This window comes from Lysinibacillus sp. FSL K6-0057, assembly GCF_038630885.1.
Taxonomy (GTDB): Bacteria; Bacillota; Bacilli; order Bacillales_A; family Planococcaceae; genus Lysinibacillus; species Lysinibacillus fusiformis_F.
Genome location: NZ_CP152047.1, coordinates 4,752,011 through 4,766,729 on the forward strand (window position 1 = coordinate 4,752,011; position 14,719 = coordinate 4,766,729).

The window sequence follows — 14,719 nt, forward strand, 5'->3', positions numbered from 1 at the left end:
TTTCGAGACTATTTCTGTCCTTCACACAAAAATAAAGTAATAAGTAATTTTTACCAATTATACTTGCGTTAAGAAAAAAAACCAACACAAAAATCTGTGCTGGTTAAATTTCTAATTTTGTAGTTTCATATACTCATCACGCAACATACTCATAATGATTTCATCAGAAAAAGTATTGTTCATAAACAGAGCCTGTCTCAAAACACCTTCTTTTTTAAACCCGACCTTTTCATAGGATTTAATTCCTCTACTATTATGTGAGTAGACCTGTAATTCTAAGCGGTTCAAATTTAGCTCCTCAAATGTAAATCTTTGAGCAAGTCTAACTGCTTCTGACCCAAAACCTTTACCACAATCCTCTATACCATGTAAAGCTATACGGAACATCGCCTTTTTATTATCTAAATCCACTTCCATAATCGCCAAATCGCCAATCACCTGATCATTATCGACTAAGCAAATAGCAAAATCATAGCGAGAAGAATCTCCTTTAAAGCGTATAATAGCCTCTTTGATTTGTTCCTTTGTTAAAATGTTCCGTGTTCCGGTCATATACATGATTTCTTCATTTTGAAAGCATCTTACAATACTATCGCTATCATCCTCACGAATTTCTCTTAAATAAACCTGTTGACCTTTTATCATTCTAAACACCTCTTGTGCATTAAACATACTAACATTAGTAGTACAAACCAAGGCCATGGTTTGTGCTACTATTTTTTTATAGTAGAAGTGAAGAAAAGCCGACCAGCCTCTGGGACCATTTGTGAGTCCGTATATTAAACCGGCTAACTTCATGCCCTTATATGAATCAGTTTAGTATGTTGGGTCCAAGAGATCGTGTATAAGAAAGTGGAATCGATAAGGTACTGTGAAGGCTTCTATGATTGGTCAAAAGGAGAAGAATGAGATGAAACATGTCATTGCGTTAGATGTCAGTAAAGGAAAAAGTACTGTTGCGATTTATGATGGTCACCGCCAATGTGAATTCGAAGGTGTGCTACTTCATACACGCGGTGATTTTGAGCGATTACACGAACGAATAGTAGAGATGTCAAAACAAGATGGACAAGCACCAGCTATCGTATTTGAAGCAACAGGTACCTATTCAAAACCTATCGAAGCATTTTTCAAAGATTACGGCTACGCATACTGCCGCATGAATCCACTTGAAGCGAATTTACAGATGGCAACGATGCGTCGTCATAAAACCGATATTAGTGATGCCCATGAACTTGCGAAGACTCATTTTAAAATGGAACGCGAAATAACGTACATACAAGACGATTATTATGAACAGATGCGTGCACTGACTCGTTACTACGATGAAATTGATGAAGAAATCATTTTACTCAAAAGTAGAATGCATGCCATTTTACAGCTGAGTTTTCCAGAATTAGAAAAGCTGATTACACCGAGTTCAGCACTATTTTTAAATATTGTACAACTCTATCCACACCCCGCACTTTTACAAGCCCATTCAAAAACGATGATTAAAAATCGTTTAAAGGCCAATACGCGAAAAAACCTCTCGCTAATGCGTGCGGAGGCTAAAGCTATTACATTATTAGAAGCAGCTGAAAATAGTTACCCCGCGATTAAACCAACAGATATTCGTTGTGATCAAGCACGAGATTACGCAGCTCGCATTGCGGATTTACAAGAGAAGAAAGATACGCTTGTGAAACAGATGGTGGAATTGTCGGAAGGACGAAAAGAATATCTAGTATTTCGATCGATTCCTGGAATTGGCGATTCAACGGCGTGCCGATTAATTGGAGAGATTGGTGACATCCACCGCTTTCAAAATGCGAAACAACTGAACGCTTACGCAGGCATTGATATTATGCGGTACCAGTCTGGGAATATGCAATATCGAGACAGAATTAATAAACGAGGAAACAAACATTTACGAAAGATTTTATATTTTATGGTGTGCGCAATGCTTATGGCTAAAGGAAAACCGAATCATTTTGTGGACTATTACTACAAATTAAAAAAGCAACCTCAGAGGAAGCCTCATAAGGTTGCGATCATCGCCTGCATCAATAAGTTTCTGAAAGTGACATTTCAGTTACTGACGCGTGGCATTCTTTACGATTATGAGTCCGCACTACCAGCTCAGAAATCGTAATCACCTACATAGAACTATATCATAATGACCTTTCGAAAAAAATAAAAATCGTCAGGTCTTTTTGGCGTATCTAAAAATGAGTGTGAAGTGATGAGGGATATCCCTCACCACTTCACACTCATAAAAATATAAATTATTCATTAAATAAAGTTGACTAATCGTAAGAAATAGAGGCTGGGACAAAAAGAAAAAATGTTAGACCGATTGCATTTGGGTCTAACATTTTTTTGATTTAGGAAGGAGCACTCTACTCATTGAAGCGAAAAAGTTATTATCTGTTTTCGTTATTTTTCAAAATAATCGAGTTCTGTCCCAGCCTCTTTGTTAGAACTATTCTATTTGTTTTTCAGTGGGTACCTTCACCGATTTCTTCACAGGGTCTTCCGAGGAAGTTACACCTAGAATATCAAGCAGGAACATAAATAGTGGAATACCTATGATTAGTCCCCATACACCCAGGAAATGCTCAGAGAAGAGAATGACCATAAACGTATAGAAAATCGGTAAATCTGTTTTTGCGGACATAAGCTTTGGATTTAAGAAGTAAGCTTCAATAGCATGCAATACCATGACAATGACTAAAATGTAGACGATGTACATCAAGCCACCAATGCTATAGGCGATAATACTTAATGGTATTAACGAAATGATAACTCCTGCGACTGGAACTAAGCCTAAAATAAAGAGCATAATCCCAAGGGCAATCAGATGTGGGAAGCCCATAATAGAAAGGGCAATTACTGATAACACACAGTTGACTGCAGCAATAATAAATTGTGCCTCAATTACTTTTCCAAATGAGCGGATGAATATTCTTGAGAAATAATGAAGTTCATCGTAAAGCGCACCAATTTTACTATCCTTAAACTTGGCTGTAAATTCAATAATACGATTCTTTTCTAACAAGATGAATAAACTTAATATTAGAGAAATCAAAATTTGCATAATGATTTTACCAATATTCGTAATATTTTTAAGAGTTAAATCCACACCTTGCTCTAAATATTTCCCCAGCTCTATTTTCTCAAAAGTTGGTGCTAAGTATCTCGCAATCTCATTGTCATCTGGATCGAGATTAAAGCTTGCAATGAGGTCGAAAAGCTGCGTGATTTGCTGGGTCACAATCGGTAAATATTTGTAAATGACTGCTACAATACCCGCAACAAGTAAAAGGTATAACGTTACCGTCACAGCTTTTTCATTCATCGGCGTATATTTTCTTATGCTTTTCGTAGTCTTCGTAGTAAGCTGGTTCATCAAATAAGTAATAATAAACGTAAGTAAAATTAGATTGATCATACTACGCATTAAATATAATGCAAGAGCAATCCCAACTAGAATAATAAAACGCTTAAATCCATTACTCCGAAAGAAATTATTCATTTATTCACTCCTTCTACAAAACGGCCTCGCTGCCTCTGCTACCTAGGGCTACACTATAAAATTGATTTATAACAATACGCATCATTCTTATGTAAAAATTTCCCTCTCATTTAATGAGTATAGCCATCTACCTTCAAAATAAGACGAAATTTATGTTTCTTTTAGAAGTGTCTGTATAAAACCTTAGGCGGGGGTGAAGTGAATTGTATGTCTTGTCAAATTAAAAAGTCGATACTTTTATCCTTTGTGAAAGCTTTACCAGCGTATTAGCCTAAATTCTATAAATCTATTATAACCCTTTAAACCCGCATATCCAATTTGTATGTTCTTTTATAATGGTATTTGTATAGAACTTTTATCAACTGTTACATTATGCTATTTTGATTAGAGATATAAATTAAACAGAGACAAGGACTGATTCTATGAAAATTGCGAGAAACCCTCAGAACATTCATCCACCCGTTGCTCCTTATGTTCATCAAATTGAAGTGACTGACCCACAGCGATGGTTAACATTATCTGGACAAATCGGCATGATGCCAGATGGAACTATACCTGAAGATGCAACAGCTCAGTTGAAGGTGGCACTAGAAAATATTAAAAAAAATCTAGATAGTGCCGATATGGAGGTTCAAGATATCACAAAGCTCGTATTTTATTTAGTGGGAGATATGGATGCTAATCAACGAAAGGAAATGATCAGTGACTTTTTCGGGGAACATCTTCCATGCACAACATTAATGTATGTCGTTGCACTCGCTACGCCTGCTTTAAAGGTTGAGATTGATGCATGGGCTTGTAAGGAATTATAAGCTCATATTATGTTGAATGTTATAGAAATATGTGAATTGTTTATAGAAAACACCCCTTTAGATGGCTCTAAAGGGGTCGCATTTTATTATTACTCTTTATCAGTAGAGCTTATTTTAGCATGTTTATAGCCATACAATAAGTAAACAACTAAACCTATGAACAGCCAAATGAAAAAGCGTAGAATTGTAAATAGTGGAAGACTAAAGATTAGCGCTAATGAACCCCCAACCCCAACGATTCCTACAAGCCAGATTGCTGGAACTTTAAACGCACGTGGTTGTTCTGGTCGTGTGTAACGAAGAACAATTACACTAACTGTCGTTAAAGCAAATGCTGTTAGACCCCCAATGTTAGCAAATTCCGCTAATTCACCGATAGATAAAAATCCTGATAATAAAATACCTGTCAATACAACAATGACAATTGATAATACAGGTACGCCAGTCTTTTTATTAGTTTGTGCAATTCGCTCAGGGAGAAGTCCATCACGGCTCATCGCAAACAGAACACGTGTAGCACTCGTTGTATTAGCAATCATTGTTGCAAGTAACCCAAAGATAACTGCTACAGCAATAATTGCACCTCCCCACTGAATTCCAACAGATTGTAAGGCAAACACAGTTGGGTTTGGAACATCTAAATCAGGGAATGGTACAATCCCTGTCAAAATTGCTGCTACAAGAGCATAAATAAGTGTTAAAACACTTAGTCCCCCAATTAATGCTTTTGGTATTGTCTTTTGTGGATTTTTCACCTCTTCAAGTACTGTTGTCACCCCATCAAAACCTGTAAAGGCAAAGAATACTAATGCTGCTCCTGCCATGACACCCGACCAACCAAATGGTGTAAATGGCGTCCAGTTTACAGGATTCACATGGAAAGTTCCTATAGCAAGGAACAAGATAATCGCTCCAACCTTCGCAATTGTAAATAATGTATTTGAACGACCAACATTTTTAATACCGCTTAACGCAATCCAAGCTACGATCAACCACCCAATGACTGCTGGTAGATTGACTATTCCGCCATGTGCAATATCTTTTGTTAGAACTGCTGGTAAATGGATACCGATCGATTGTAAAAATGAATCTACATAACCGCTCCAGCCAACAGCCACTGTACTAGCAATTACGGTAAATTCCAATAATAAATCCCATCCGATCATCCATGCAATAATTTCACCTAATGCAATATAAGAATAGGTGTAAGCGCTTCCGGCGACGGGGGCCATTGCTGCAAATTCAACATAAGCTAGTCCAACAGCAATTGTCACTAGTCCACCAATGAGGAAAGAAACAATTACCCCTGGACCCGCATGTAAAGCAGCAGTCGTTCCAGGCAATACAAATATCCCTGCCCCTATTGTAGCCCCTAAAACATATAGCATTAACTGCCATGATCCCAGTTCTCGCTTAAGTTTAAAGCGTTCTACTTCAGTTATCTTATTGGCCTGCTCGATTGACTTTGTTCGTAGAAAATTCGCCATAATAACCACTCCACTTTCACTAAAAGATAGTTTCTATCATTTTTATACATTTTTAATAATAATTAGTATATTATATAATTTTCTAAATATAGTCAATGATTAGATTATTATAATAATTCATTTTTATTAGAATAATTTGTGTGCCATCATAAATCAATCTGTTTTATTAAATTTTTTCTTTCCTCATGAAAATGAATCGCAAAAAACCCTTTAAAATATTATTATAAAGGGTTACAGAAACTACTTAATTTTATACTTTTAATAGTTTTATCCATTCATTTAAGCAATGTCAGCGTCGTTGCAATGGCATTATCAACAAATGAACGTTGTGGCTGGGATTTCAGCATAACTGTTAAACCTATTAACGCAACAATTAATGCCTGCGCTAAAGATTTTGCATCCGTGTCTTCCTCTAACTCTCCTGATTGAATTCCTCGTTCAATTGTCTCCTGAAAAATTACTGATAGATAGAGTTGATGCTCTCTCGTCAAGATTTCGAACTTCTCGTCATGTGGCGCTAATTCAACCATTGTATTGATACAAAAGCAGCCATTACTAAGATCTTTCGTATATTCAGCAGTAATTACTTCTTCAAAAAATATAGAAAACGCCTGTTTTACGGAGGTATAACTTTGAAGTTTAGCCCGTATTTCGGACGCCCGTGATGTGGTATATCTACGAAGTGCCGCTTCAAATAGCTCCTTTTTATCACCAAAGGTTGAATAAATACTAGGACGCTGAATCCCCATTCTAGCTGTAAGATCACTTAAAGAAGTTGCTTCATATCCCTTCTCCCAAAATAACTGCATTGCTGCCTCTAACACTTTTGCCTCATCAAATTCACGAGTTCTTGCCATTATTGATACACCCCCATTAGAAAGAAATAGTAAGTTAATCACTATATTTTACAATACCAAACAGTATGTAATTATTTTATATGTGGCTCTTTTTATTGTCAATTTCATTTCATCAATCGAATTAAACAAAAAATAAATTCCAAATAAATATTGACAAAACAAATATAGTTAAGATATATTTACCAATAATTATTTTATACCGAACGGTATGTTATAATTACAATTCAATTAGGAATGGAGGTTACAGTGTGGACAAAGCAAATGATGCACTTCATATAAATCAACCGTCTTCTATGCCCCGAGCTGTAACATTATTATTCGCTACAGCCTGCGGAATGTCTGTCGCCAATATTTATTTTGCTCAGCCGCTGCTAGATGAATTATCTAATGATTTTGCTATTGATCAATCGATTATTGGTTTGATTATTACTATCACGCAAATTTTTTATGGTCTAGGCTTACTACTTCTAGTACCACTTGGAGATTTACTAAACCAACGACGCTTAATTATTGGACAAATGCTATTATCCACCGTGGCTTTGTTTATAGTCGCTACTGCCTCCTATGTTGTAGTGCTATTCGTGGGTATGGCCTTAGTTGGTCTACTTGCAGTCGTGACTCAAACCCTTGTGGCGTTCGCTGCAACTATAGCTTCCTCTACAGAACGAGGTCGTGTCGTAGGCATTGTTACAAGTGGCATTGTCATTGGCATACTACTTGCTCGTACCTTTGCTGGGTTAGTAACAGACCTTGCAGGGTGGCGCTCTGTCTATCTAGTCTCCGCCGCTCTGATGCTTCTAATGGTTGGGATGTTTATAAAAGTGTTACCACGGGACGAGCGTGAAGTAAAATCACTATCCTATCTTCAGCTAATTCAATCCGTGTTCACGCTGTTTATTCAAGAACGAACATTACGTATCCGCTCTATTCTAGCTATGCTGATTTTTGCCGATTTCAGTATTTTATGGACGCCACTGGTTCTGCCACTTAGTGCACCACCATTAGCTCTATCACACACTGTAATTGGCGCTTTTGGTCTTGTTGGAGTGGCTGGTGCATTAGCTGCCGCACAGGCGGGGAAATTTGCTGACCAAGGCTATGGTCAACGAACGACAGGTATTGCTTTAACGCTTTTACCTATCTCCTGGATATTTATTAATTATTTAGAAAAGTCGTTCTTGGCATTAATTATTGGGATTGTGTTGCTTGACTTAGCAGTGCAGGCGATACATGTCACCAATCAGACAATGATTCTCCCATTGCGTACAGAAGCACGAAGTCGACTGACCGCAGGCTATATGGTGTTCTATTCTATTGGCAGTGCTAGTGGTTCAATCGCTTCAACTCAAATGTATGCGCATTTTGGTTGGGGAGGAGTTTGCTTACTTGGCGCCTCGATTAGTACAATTGCTCTTCTTTTTTGGGCAACTACAAAACGATTTACAAATTCAATTGATTCGGAGAGATAACAAATGGAAATAGGAATTACTTCTTTCGTAGAAACAAAACCAGACGTTCACAGTGGTGAAGTAATTAGTCATGCACAGCGTTTACGTGAAGTTGTAGAAGAAATCATTCTTGCAGATCAAGTAGGATTGGATGTCTTTGGCATAGGCGAGCATCATCGCGAAGATTATGCTGCATCCTCTCCCGCAATGGTACTATCTGCCGCTGCTTCCCAAACGAAAAACATTCGACTCACAAGTGCAGTAACTGTCCTTTCTTCGGCTGATCCTGTACGTGTCTTTCAGGATTTTGCCACATTGGATGGACTATCAAATGGACGTGCAGAGATCATGGCAGGTCGTGGTTCCTTTATCGAATCCTTTCCCTTATTTGGCTACGATTTACAGGATTATGATGAATTATTTGAGGAACATTTAGACTTACTACTCAAAATTCGTCAGTCTGAGAAAGTAGTTTGGGAAGGTAGACATCGACCAGCAATCAAACATTTAGGTGTGTATCCTAGACCGGTTCAAGAGTCTCTCCCAATCTGGGTGGCTAGTGGAGGAAATCAACAATCTGCTATGCGTGCTGGCCTTTTAGGATTACCCCTTATGCTAGCAATTATTGGTGGCAGCCCAATGCAATTTGCACCGATTGTACAGTTATATAAAAAGGCAGCGCTTCATGCAGGTCATGATTTATCAAAACTTCAGATAGGTTCTCATTCAATAGGTTTTGTTGGACCGAATACGGAATGGGCAGCAGACACATTTTTCCCATCAACAATGGCTGGTATGAATAAATTAGGCAAGGAAAGAGGCTGGCCTTATTATGACCGTTCTAGTTATGATGCTGCAAGAAGCTTTGAAGGAGCATTATATGTTGGTGATCCAAATACAGTTGCTGAAAAAATTATTCATCTTCGTAAACATGTAGGAATTACACGGTTTATGCTATACGTGCCTTTAAGTACCATGCCACATGCTCAAGTCATGCAAGCTATAGAACTACTTGGAACAGAAGTTGCTCCTCGTGTACGTGAGGAAGTCGCCAAATGGGAAGCTGAAATGGCTCTAGAAGGAAAGCCATTTCTTTAAGATTTTATTATTCAACAGGAGGAATTTATATGACCATTATTAACCGAGTCTTACCAGAATTAAGGCAGGCTTACTCAGAATTTCCTGGCTTTCGATTGGAGGAGGATTTAACTTGGAGTCGAAGTCTCTTGTCCAATCCACCTTCGAAAAAATCAGAACATGTAATTACGACCAACCGTATGATTCCTAGAGGTGACGGGAATGAAATGCTGGTTAAAATCTATGAGCCAGCTAAACGGAAACAGGATAAACTTCCAGCTATGCTTTGGATTCACGGAGGCGGCTTTGTCATGGGACACCCTGATATGGATGATGTTTTATGTGAACGCTTTGTTGAGACAGCTAACTGCGTTGTCGTATCCATCGATTACCGACTAGCGCCTGAACATCCCTACCCAGCGGCTATTGAAGATTGTTATGCTGGATTAGTTTGGATGACTAATAAGGACCAATCACTTGGTATCGATGTCAAACGGGTGGCAATTGCTGGTGCAAGCGGTGGTGGAGGATTAACAGCAGCACTTGCATTAATGGCTCGTGATAAAGGAGGACCAGCAATTATATTCCAGATGCCACTGTATCCGATGCTTGATAACCGAAATATAACACCTTCCAGCTATGAGATTATTGATGATCATGCAACATGGAGTAGAACAAATAATTTGACTGCTTGGCGTTGGTACTTAGGAGAAGAAAAGGACATCAATGCCCTTTCCCCGTATGCGGTCCCTGCAAGAGCTGAAAACTTAGCAGGATTACCGCCAACCTATATATGTATCGGCCAGCTTGATTTATTTCGTGATGAAACCATTGATTATGTAACACGCCTTGCACAGGCAGGAGTCGATGTTGAATTCCACCTCTACCCTGGCAGTTACCATTGTTTTGAGGTCTTTGTGCCTGAAGCAAAAGTAAGTCAGCAGGCTATTCAGAATTATTTAGATGCCATGGCACGCGCACTCAATTTTTGATTAGCACTTCGGCTTCTAATAAAAAGATAAAAAATGCGAAAATGTTAGCTATCAACATTTTCGCATTAATTGTATATCTATTGTGGACTTTCTATCTCAAAATCCCGCCAACTTTAGCTTAGTTTGATCCCGCAAGCCTGCTTATTCAAGCTCACGTACTTTAATCGGGATTAATGTTCTTTCTAGTTGTTCACGATGCTGCTCGTACTGAGGTGGCAACATTAATTGGCTACCCATTGTCTCTGGTGTCTCGTCATGAGCAAATCCAGGAGGATCTGTAGCGATTTCAAATAAAATTTCGCCAGGTTCACGGAAATAAATTGCATTAAAATAATGACGATCCTTTACTTCCGTTACATGTTGTCCTTGATTCATCACATACTCTTGCCATTCTAAATGATCTGTATTATCTTGAGCTCTCCACGCAATATGGTGAACCGTCCCTACACCCATTTGACCACGTTGACCTGCAGTCGTTTTTAAATCCACTGTATTGCCGATTTCTGCACTAGATGTAAAACGCGTATAGTCACCTTCTGTCGCTACTTTTTCAAGACCCATTACCTCTGTTAAAACTTTTGCAGTTTCTTCTGGATGACTTGAGTATAGTGTAGCCCCACCAAAACCTTTAATAGCAACCTCTGGTGTCACTTCACCAAATGTCCATTCGTTGAACTCGCCTTCCGCACGTGCCACGAGTTCAATATGCAAACCATGTGGATCATCGAATTGAATGACTTGCTCACCAAAACGTTCAGCTTTTTGGAAAGGAACCGAGAATTTCGCTAAGCGATTAACCCAAAATGGCAGTGCCCCTTCTGGTACAACATACGTTGTAACGCCAACCTGACCATCACCAATACGTCCTTGATAAGCATTAGCCCAAGGGAAGAAGGTAATGATTGTTCCTGGTTTCCCACCTTTGTCACCGAAATATAAATGATATGTGCCAGGATCATCGAAGTTTACTGTTTGCTTTACTAAACGTAAGCCTAATACGCCTGCATAAAAATCAATATTCTCTTGCGGATGTCCTACGATCGCTGTGATATGGTGAATACCTGCTGTATGTTTCTTCATGTTAACAAGCCCTTTCATGACTATTTTTCTCACCTATACTGTGCCCAATTAATATCTACCTCAATCTGTAAATCTTAGCGAATTGTATATAACGCCTTAGACCATGGGATTAATTGATCTAACATTTGATTCACTGAATCCGTTTGAACATCTTTTGGTTTAAAGTCTGTTCCATTCTCAAAATCTGTGAATAAAGATAAGGCTGGGTGAACACGTACGTCTGCGATTAAAAGCTCTCCCATAATCCCACGTAGATGTTCCGCTGCACGAGCACCACCTACAGAGCCATAAGAAACGATTCCTGCAGCTTTGTTATTCCATTCAACACGTAAATAGTCTAGTGCATTTTTTAATGCCCCTGTAATGGAGTGATTGTATTCTTGTACGATGAACACAAAACCATCTTGTTTAGCAATAATTTCTGACCAAGCTTGTGCGCCCGAAGCATCCTGCCCTGGCTCACCTAATAATGGCAATTTATAATCAGCAATATCAATCACTGTATAGTTTGCGTCACCGCGTTGATCTGCGATTTCCTTTACCCATTGTGCTACTTGGGGGCTTACACGACCCTCACGAGTTGATCCAATAATAATACCGATATTTAATTCTGCCATTGTTTGTTCCTCCTCTTTTTTTGAGCTAAAAAATTTATTAAAAAACCCCATTATTATACCTCCTGACGAAGCTAAAGGTTCGAATTCATTTATCTTGAATTTATATATCTTGAATTCGAGATAATGATAACACGATATTTTTATAAACGTCAACAACTTTGTTTTTAAATTTAAAAAGGCAGAGAAAATTAATTCTCTGCCTTCCCTAAAAGCTTATAAACATGTGATGTTAAATAACGATATTGACTATCATTGGTATCTTGAAAAGCCTCTACTCTATTTGATTCAATGTCTTGGTAGTCGATTCGATATGGAGAAATCCTTTCTTTCTCCATTCATGACATTAGAAAAGTGCCAGCCCTCCTCGAGAAATGTCTTTCTAATTTTCTCCGCCAAGAATATCCTGTACAACTAATGAAGTGACGCTACATTGTCCTTTTGCAGGGTTGTCCACACATCATTTAGAACTCGATTGAATGGACCATGATTTTCTTAAAGCAGTTAATACGTCTTTTCCATGCTAAAATTCCTCTCAAACACTTTAAAATGGGACTTCATCCATTTTTATTGGCGTTGATTTCCCTACTACCCAATCATCTTTAATGGCACCATAGACAATACTATCTGTCACGGTACCATCTTCATTTTCCCAAGCATTTCTTAAATACCCTTCCTTCACAAAGCCAGCTTTACTAAAGCATTTTCGCATTCCGATATTATCAACTCTTGTCTAGCCTTCAATGCGAATCTTCCCTCTTTCGCCAAACAGGTATTCTTGTAGCCAATGAAGTGCTTTGACACCGTATCCTTTGCCTCGAACATTTGCATCTAAGCGCAGATCAAAAAGAGGGATCGTATCGTTTATATCATGAATAAAGATCACGCCAACTTTTTCTCCATCTTCAAGTATCCAATGTGTTTCACGATTGTTCTGATAGTATCCCTCTACGTATGCGGCTCGAACAGCCTCTTCTTTTATGTATGGATTGGTGTGATACAACCATTTATTTTGCGTTAACAAATGAACTAAATCATCAATTTCTTCTTTAAATAATTTGATTTCCATAACTATTTCCTTCCTTTATTTGTCCTCACATATATCTGAAAAAATAAAGTTAGTTTTTGTATGCGCATATGGCTGTAATGCATCAATAAACTGCTCTACATCAGGAAAAGATTGAAAATGCCCCTTTAATAAAAAACATGACTCACCTGAAATGCGATAGCAGAAGTCTATATTTGTATAAACCTTCAGATGTTCTTTAAAGTCTGCATAGCGGTTATTTTTGATTGTCGCTTCAACAATAGCGTCAATTGGATAACCCAATGCTTTTTTATTAATATCCAATGTATACCTCTTAATAACGTTCTGTTCCTCTAATTGCCGTATTCTTTCGCGAACTGCTGGTGCAGATAAGTGAACCCTTCTCCCTAGCTCGCTCATAGAAATTCGACTATCTTCTTTTAATTCTTTAAGTATCATTTCGTTAATGAAATCCATTTTGTAAATACCCCTTCTTTTTGAAGGAAAACAATCATATTTCCCTTCGAATTGATATGTTAACTTCGTTATGAACATTTTACACTAATTAATAGAAGGAGGAATGATTGATGACGCTTATTCAATTATATGACAAGGGCTTAACACCCTTTCAACAATTATTAGGCTACAACAAGGGAATTCAGCTGCACTGGCAGCAGTTGGGGGAGGTACTCGAAAAAGACGGGCATCTATCCGCTTCATTAAAAGAAGAGGTTCGAAAAACTTTAGCTCAAAAAAATGGCTGTCAGTATTGTCAGGCAAAAGGCAAGCCTGATCCCCAGAACTATGATGAGAAAACGGCAGTATGCACAGGTTTTGCGGAAGCATTCTTAGCTGCTAAGGGGCACACCGCCCCCAATGTCACGGCTGTCTTAAAGGATTATTTAACAGAAGCCGAGATTAGCGAGCTACTAGCATTTATTTGCTTCACGACAGCACAGCAATATTTTGGTGCTCTTATGCAATTAAAATAATAAGGAGCTAGGGGAGAAACCCCTAGTTCCGATTCACTCAATTCAATATGCTATCCTTTTAAATCGATTTTATTAGCTATATCTATAATAAATTTCTTACTCAACTCTTCTTTCATATTATTCTCAGCATCTACCATCACTTGCTCAATGAGACAGCCTTGATGATGGAAGGAATCTTCGTGATCAGAAGAACAACTAAATAATGAGGTTTGTCCTTCAATCGCATATATCACCTCTAAAAACGAAATTTCTTGGGGGCGCTTAGAAATACGGTAACCACCATTAACACCTGGATTCGACTCAATTAAACCTGCCTTCACAAGCTTTGTTAATATTTTCGATAGATAGGTTGGAGATAATTTTTGTACTTCTGCTAAAGACTCGACACTCATTGATTTCCCTTTAGGATTGCGTGTTAAAAACACCATTGTATGTAAAGCATAGTTTGTTGCTTTTGAATACTTCATCATTCATCACCCTTCATTCAGGACCTTTACTATCTGCAATTAAAACACATTCTACCATAATTAAAGAAAAAAGCATGTTTTGTATGAAAACACGCTTTCATGTTGTTGAAAAAAGATGATGTCAACGGCAGAAAAAGCAACTTTGCAAGGTGAGGGGTTGATTTCCGTTCCGCCAGCGTCCTTTCCAGGGAGCGTCCGATGAGCCGCTTCACTCACTTCCGTTCGCTCCAGGGCTCCTCTGTGACGCTGGCTCCACTCCAATCAACCATTCTGCAAAAGTGGCTTTTCCTTATCTTTCATACTAGCTAGCCGTAGTAATCAAATTAGCCCATTATTTGTATGATTAAAG

At 38.2% G+C, this 14,719-nt stretch carries 16 protein-coding genes and 1 pseudogene; 6 read left to right on the forward strand and 11 right to left on the reverse strand.

Translation table 11 applies throughout. The features are described from left to right. Positions 1 to 111: 111 nt before the first annotated feature. Positions 112 to 645, reverse strand: a complete 534-nt coding sequence (locus MHB40_RS23770) for a GNAT family protein (RefSeq protein ID WP_342441935.1) — start codon at positions 643 to 645, stop codon at positions 112 to 114. 265 nt (positions 646 to 910) lie between these two features. On the opposite strand from MHB40_RS23770, the gene MHB40_RS23775 reads away from it, so the two are divergent. After that, the gene (locus tag MHB40_RS23775) at positions 911 to 2,134 is read left to right on the forward strand and encodes an IS110 family transposase (protein ID WP_342440652.1); all 1,224 of its coding nucleotides are present in this window, start codon (positions 911 to 913) and stop codon (positions 2,132 to 2,134) included. A 330-nt stretch (positions 2,135 to 2,464) separates the two neighbouring features. On the opposite strand, the gene MHB40_RS23780 is transcribed toward MHB40_RS23775, so the two are convergent. Next, a complete protein-coding gene (locus MHB40_RS23780) occupies positions 2,465 to 3,517 on the reverse strand; it encodes an AI-2E family transporter (RefSeq protein ID WP_342441936.1) in 1,053 nt (350 codons plus the stop codon). Positions 3,518 to 3,939: 422 nt separating this feature from the next. Between MHB40_RS23780 and MHB40_RS23785 the strand changes: the two genes are divergently transcribed. Next, positions 3,940 to 4,329: a RidA family protein gene (locus MHB40_RS23785; RefSeq protein ID WP_342441937.1), complete on the forward strand. Its 390-nt coding sequence runs from the start codon at positions 3,940 to 3,942 to the stop codon at positions 4,327 to 4,329. A gap of 89 nt (positions 4,330 to 4,418) precedes the next feature. Here the strand turns inward: MHB40_RS23785 and MHB40_RS23790 are convergent, their stop codons facing one another. Further along, positions 4,419 to 5,816 (reverse strand): amino acid permease, encoded by a 1,398-nt coding sequence (locus MHB40_RS23790; protein ID WP_342441938.1) that lies wholly within the window; start codon positions 5,814 to 5,816, stop codon positions 4,419 to 4,421. A 275-nt stretch (positions 5,817 to 6,091) separates the two neighbouring features. After that, positions 6,092 to 6,673 carry a TetR/AcrR family transcriptional regulator gene (locus tag MHB40_RS23795; protein WP_342441939.1) on the reverse strand — a complete coding sequence of 194 codons (582 nt, stop codon included), beginning with the start codon at positions 6,671 to 6,673 and terminating at the stop codon, positions 6,092 to 6,094. 293 nt (positions 6,674 to 6,966) lie between these two features. On the opposite strand from MHB40_RS23795, the gene MHB40_RS23800 reads away from it, so the two are divergent. From MHB40_RS23800 to MHB40_RS23810, 3 genes are read left to right on the forward strand one after another with little or no spacing between them, the layout of a single operon-like run. Next, on the forward strand, positions 6,967 to 8,142 hold the full coding sequence (locus MHB40_RS23800; protein ID WP_342443787.1) for an MFS transporter: 1,176 nt from the start codon (positions 6,967 to 6,969) through the stop codon (positions 8,140 to 8,142). Positions 8,143 to 8,145: 3 nt separating this feature from the next. Beyond that, a complete protein-coding gene (locus tag MHB40_RS23805; protein WP_342441940.1) occupies positions 8,146 to 9,219 on the forward strand; it encodes an LLM class flavin-dependent oxidoreductase in 1,074 nt (357 codons plus the stop codon). 29 nt (positions 9,220 to 9,248) lie between these two features. Continuing rightward, entirely contained in the window at positions 9,249 to 10,190 is a 942-nt protein-coding gene (locus tag MHB40_RS23810; RefSeq protein WP_342441941.1) for an alpha/beta hydrolase, read from the forward strand. A 141-nt stretch (positions 10,191 to 10,331) separates the two neighbouring features. Here MHB40_RS23810 and MHB40_RS23815 read toward each other — a convergent pair whose 3' ends face one another. The 6 genes and pseudogenes from MHB40_RS23815 to MHB40_RS23840 all read right to left on the reverse strand — a co-directional run bounded on the left by MHB40_RS23815 (position 10,332) and on the right by MHB40_RS23840 (position 13,388). After that, positions 10,332 to 11,270 carry a ring-cleaving dioxygenase gene (locus MHB40_RS23815; protein ID WP_342441942.1) on the reverse strand — a complete coding sequence of 313 codons (939 nt, stop codon included), beginning with the start codon at positions 11,268 to 11,270 and terminating at the stop codon, positions 10,332 to 10,334. Positions 11,271 to 11,344: 74 nt separating this feature from the next. After that, the gene (locus tag MHB40_RS23820) at positions 11,345 to 11,938 is read right to left on the reverse strand and encodes an NADPH-dependent FMN reductase (protein ID WP_205446069.1); all 594 of its coding nucleotides are present in this window, start codon (positions 11,936 to 11,938) and stop codon (positions 11,345 to 11,347) included. A 137-nt stretch (positions 11,939 to 12,075) separates the two neighbouring features. Then, positions 12,076 to 12,341 (reverse strand): annotated as a pseudogene (locus MHB40_RS23825) (hypothetical protein). An 87-nt stretch (positions 12,342 to 12,428) separates the two neighbouring features. After that, entirely contained in the window at positions 12,429 to 12,596 is a 168-nt protein-coding gene (locus tag MHB40_RS23830) for a hypothetical protein (RefSeq protein ID WP_342441943.1), read from the reverse strand. Positions 12,597 to 12,617: 21 nt separating this feature from the next. Next, entirely contained in the window at positions 12,618 to 12,953 is a 336-nt protein-coding gene (locus MHB40_RS23835; RefSeq protein WP_342441944.1) for a GNAT family N-acetyltransferase, read from the reverse strand. A 15-nt stretch (positions 12,954 to 12,968) separates the two neighbouring features. Next, on the reverse strand, positions 12,969 to 13,388 hold the full coding sequence (locus MHB40_RS23840; protein ID WP_342441945.1) for an Lrp/AsnC family transcriptional regulator: 420 nt from the start codon (positions 13,386 to 13,388) through the stop codon (positions 12,969 to 12,971). Between the two features lie 110 nt (positions 13,389 to 13,498). Between MHB40_RS23840 and MHB40_RS23845 the strand changes: the two genes are divergently transcribed. Beyond that, a complete protein-coding gene (locus MHB40_RS23845) occupies positions 13,499 to 13,903 on the forward strand; it encodes a carboxymuconolactone decarboxylase family protein (RefSeq protein WP_048393996.1) in 405 nt (134 codons plus the stop codon). A 50-nt stretch (positions 13,904 to 13,953) separates the two neighbouring features. Here the strand turns inward: MHB40_RS23845 and MHB40_RS23850 are convergent, their stop codons facing one another. Further along, positions 13,954 to 14,373 carry an Rrf2 family transcriptional regulator gene (locus MHB40_RS23850; RefSeq protein WP_342441946.1) on the reverse strand — a complete coding sequence of 140 codons (420 nt, stop codon included), beginning with the start codon at positions 14,371 to 14,373 and terminating at the stop codon, positions 13,954 to 13,956. Positions 14,374 to 14,719 lie beyond the last annotated feature (346 nt).

Coding starts and splice junctions, on each gene's coding strand:
- MHB40_RS23770 (WP_342441935.1), bottom strand. CDS start 645: ATGATAAAAGGTCAACAGGTTTATTTAAGAGAAATTCGTGAGGATGAT.
- MHB40_RS23775 (WP_342440652.1), top strand. CDS start 911: ATGAAACATGTCATTGCGTTAGATGTCAGTAAAGGAAAAAGTACTGTT.
- MHB40_RS23780 (WP_342441936.1), bottom strand. CDS start 3,517: ATGAATAATTTCTTTCGGAGTAATGGATTTAAGCGTTTTATTATTCTA.
- MHB40_RS23785 (WP_342441937.1), top strand. CDS start 3,940: ATGAAAATTGCGAGAAACCCTCAGAACATTCATCCACCCGTTGCTCCT.
- MHB40_RS23790 (WP_342441938.1), bottom strand. CDS start 5,816: ATGGCGAATTTTCTACGAACAAAGTCAATCGAGCAGGCCAATAAGATA.
- MHB40_RS23795 (WP_342441939.1), bottom strand. CDS start 6,673: ATGGCAAGAACTCGTGAATTTGATGAGGCAAAAGTGTTAGAGGCAGCA.
- MHB40_RS23800 (WP_342443787.1), top strand. CDS start 6,967: ATGCCCCGAGCTGTAACATTATTATTCGCTACAGCCTGCGGAATGTCT.
- MHB40_RS23805 (WP_342441940.1), top strand. CDS start 8,146: ATGGAAATAGGAATTACTTCTTTCGTAGAAACAAAACCAGACGTTCAC.
- MHB40_RS23810 (WP_342441941.1), top strand. CDS start 9,249: ATGACCATTATTAACCGAGTCTTACCAGAATTAAGGCAGGCTTACTCA.
- MHB40_RS23815 (WP_342441942.1), bottom strand. CDS start 11,270: ATGAAGAAACATACAGCAGGTATTCACCATATCACAGCGATCGTAGGA.
- MHB40_RS23820 (WP_205446069.1), bottom strand. CDS start 11,938: ATGGGGTTTTTTAATAAATTTTTTAGCTCAAAAAAAGAGGAGGAACAA.
- MHB40_RS23830 (WP_342441943.1), bottom strand. CDS start 12,596: ATGCGAAAATGCTTTAGTAAAGCTGGCTTTGTGAAGGAAGGGTATTTA.
- MHB40_RS23835 (WP_342441944.1), bottom strand. CDS start 12,953: ATGGAAATCAAATTATTTAAAGAAGAAATTGATGATTTAGTTCATTTG.
- MHB40_RS23840 (WP_342441945.1), bottom strand. CDS start 13,388: ATGGATTTCATTAACGAAATGATACTTAAAGAATTAAAAGAAGATAGT.
- MHB40_RS23845 (WP_048393996.1), top strand. CDS start 13,499: ATGACGCTTATTCAATTATATGACAAGGGCTTAACACCCTTTCAACAA.
- MHB40_RS23850 (WP_342441946.1), bottom strand. CDS start 14,373: ATGATGAAGTATTCAAAAGCAACAAACTATGCTTTACATACAATGGTG.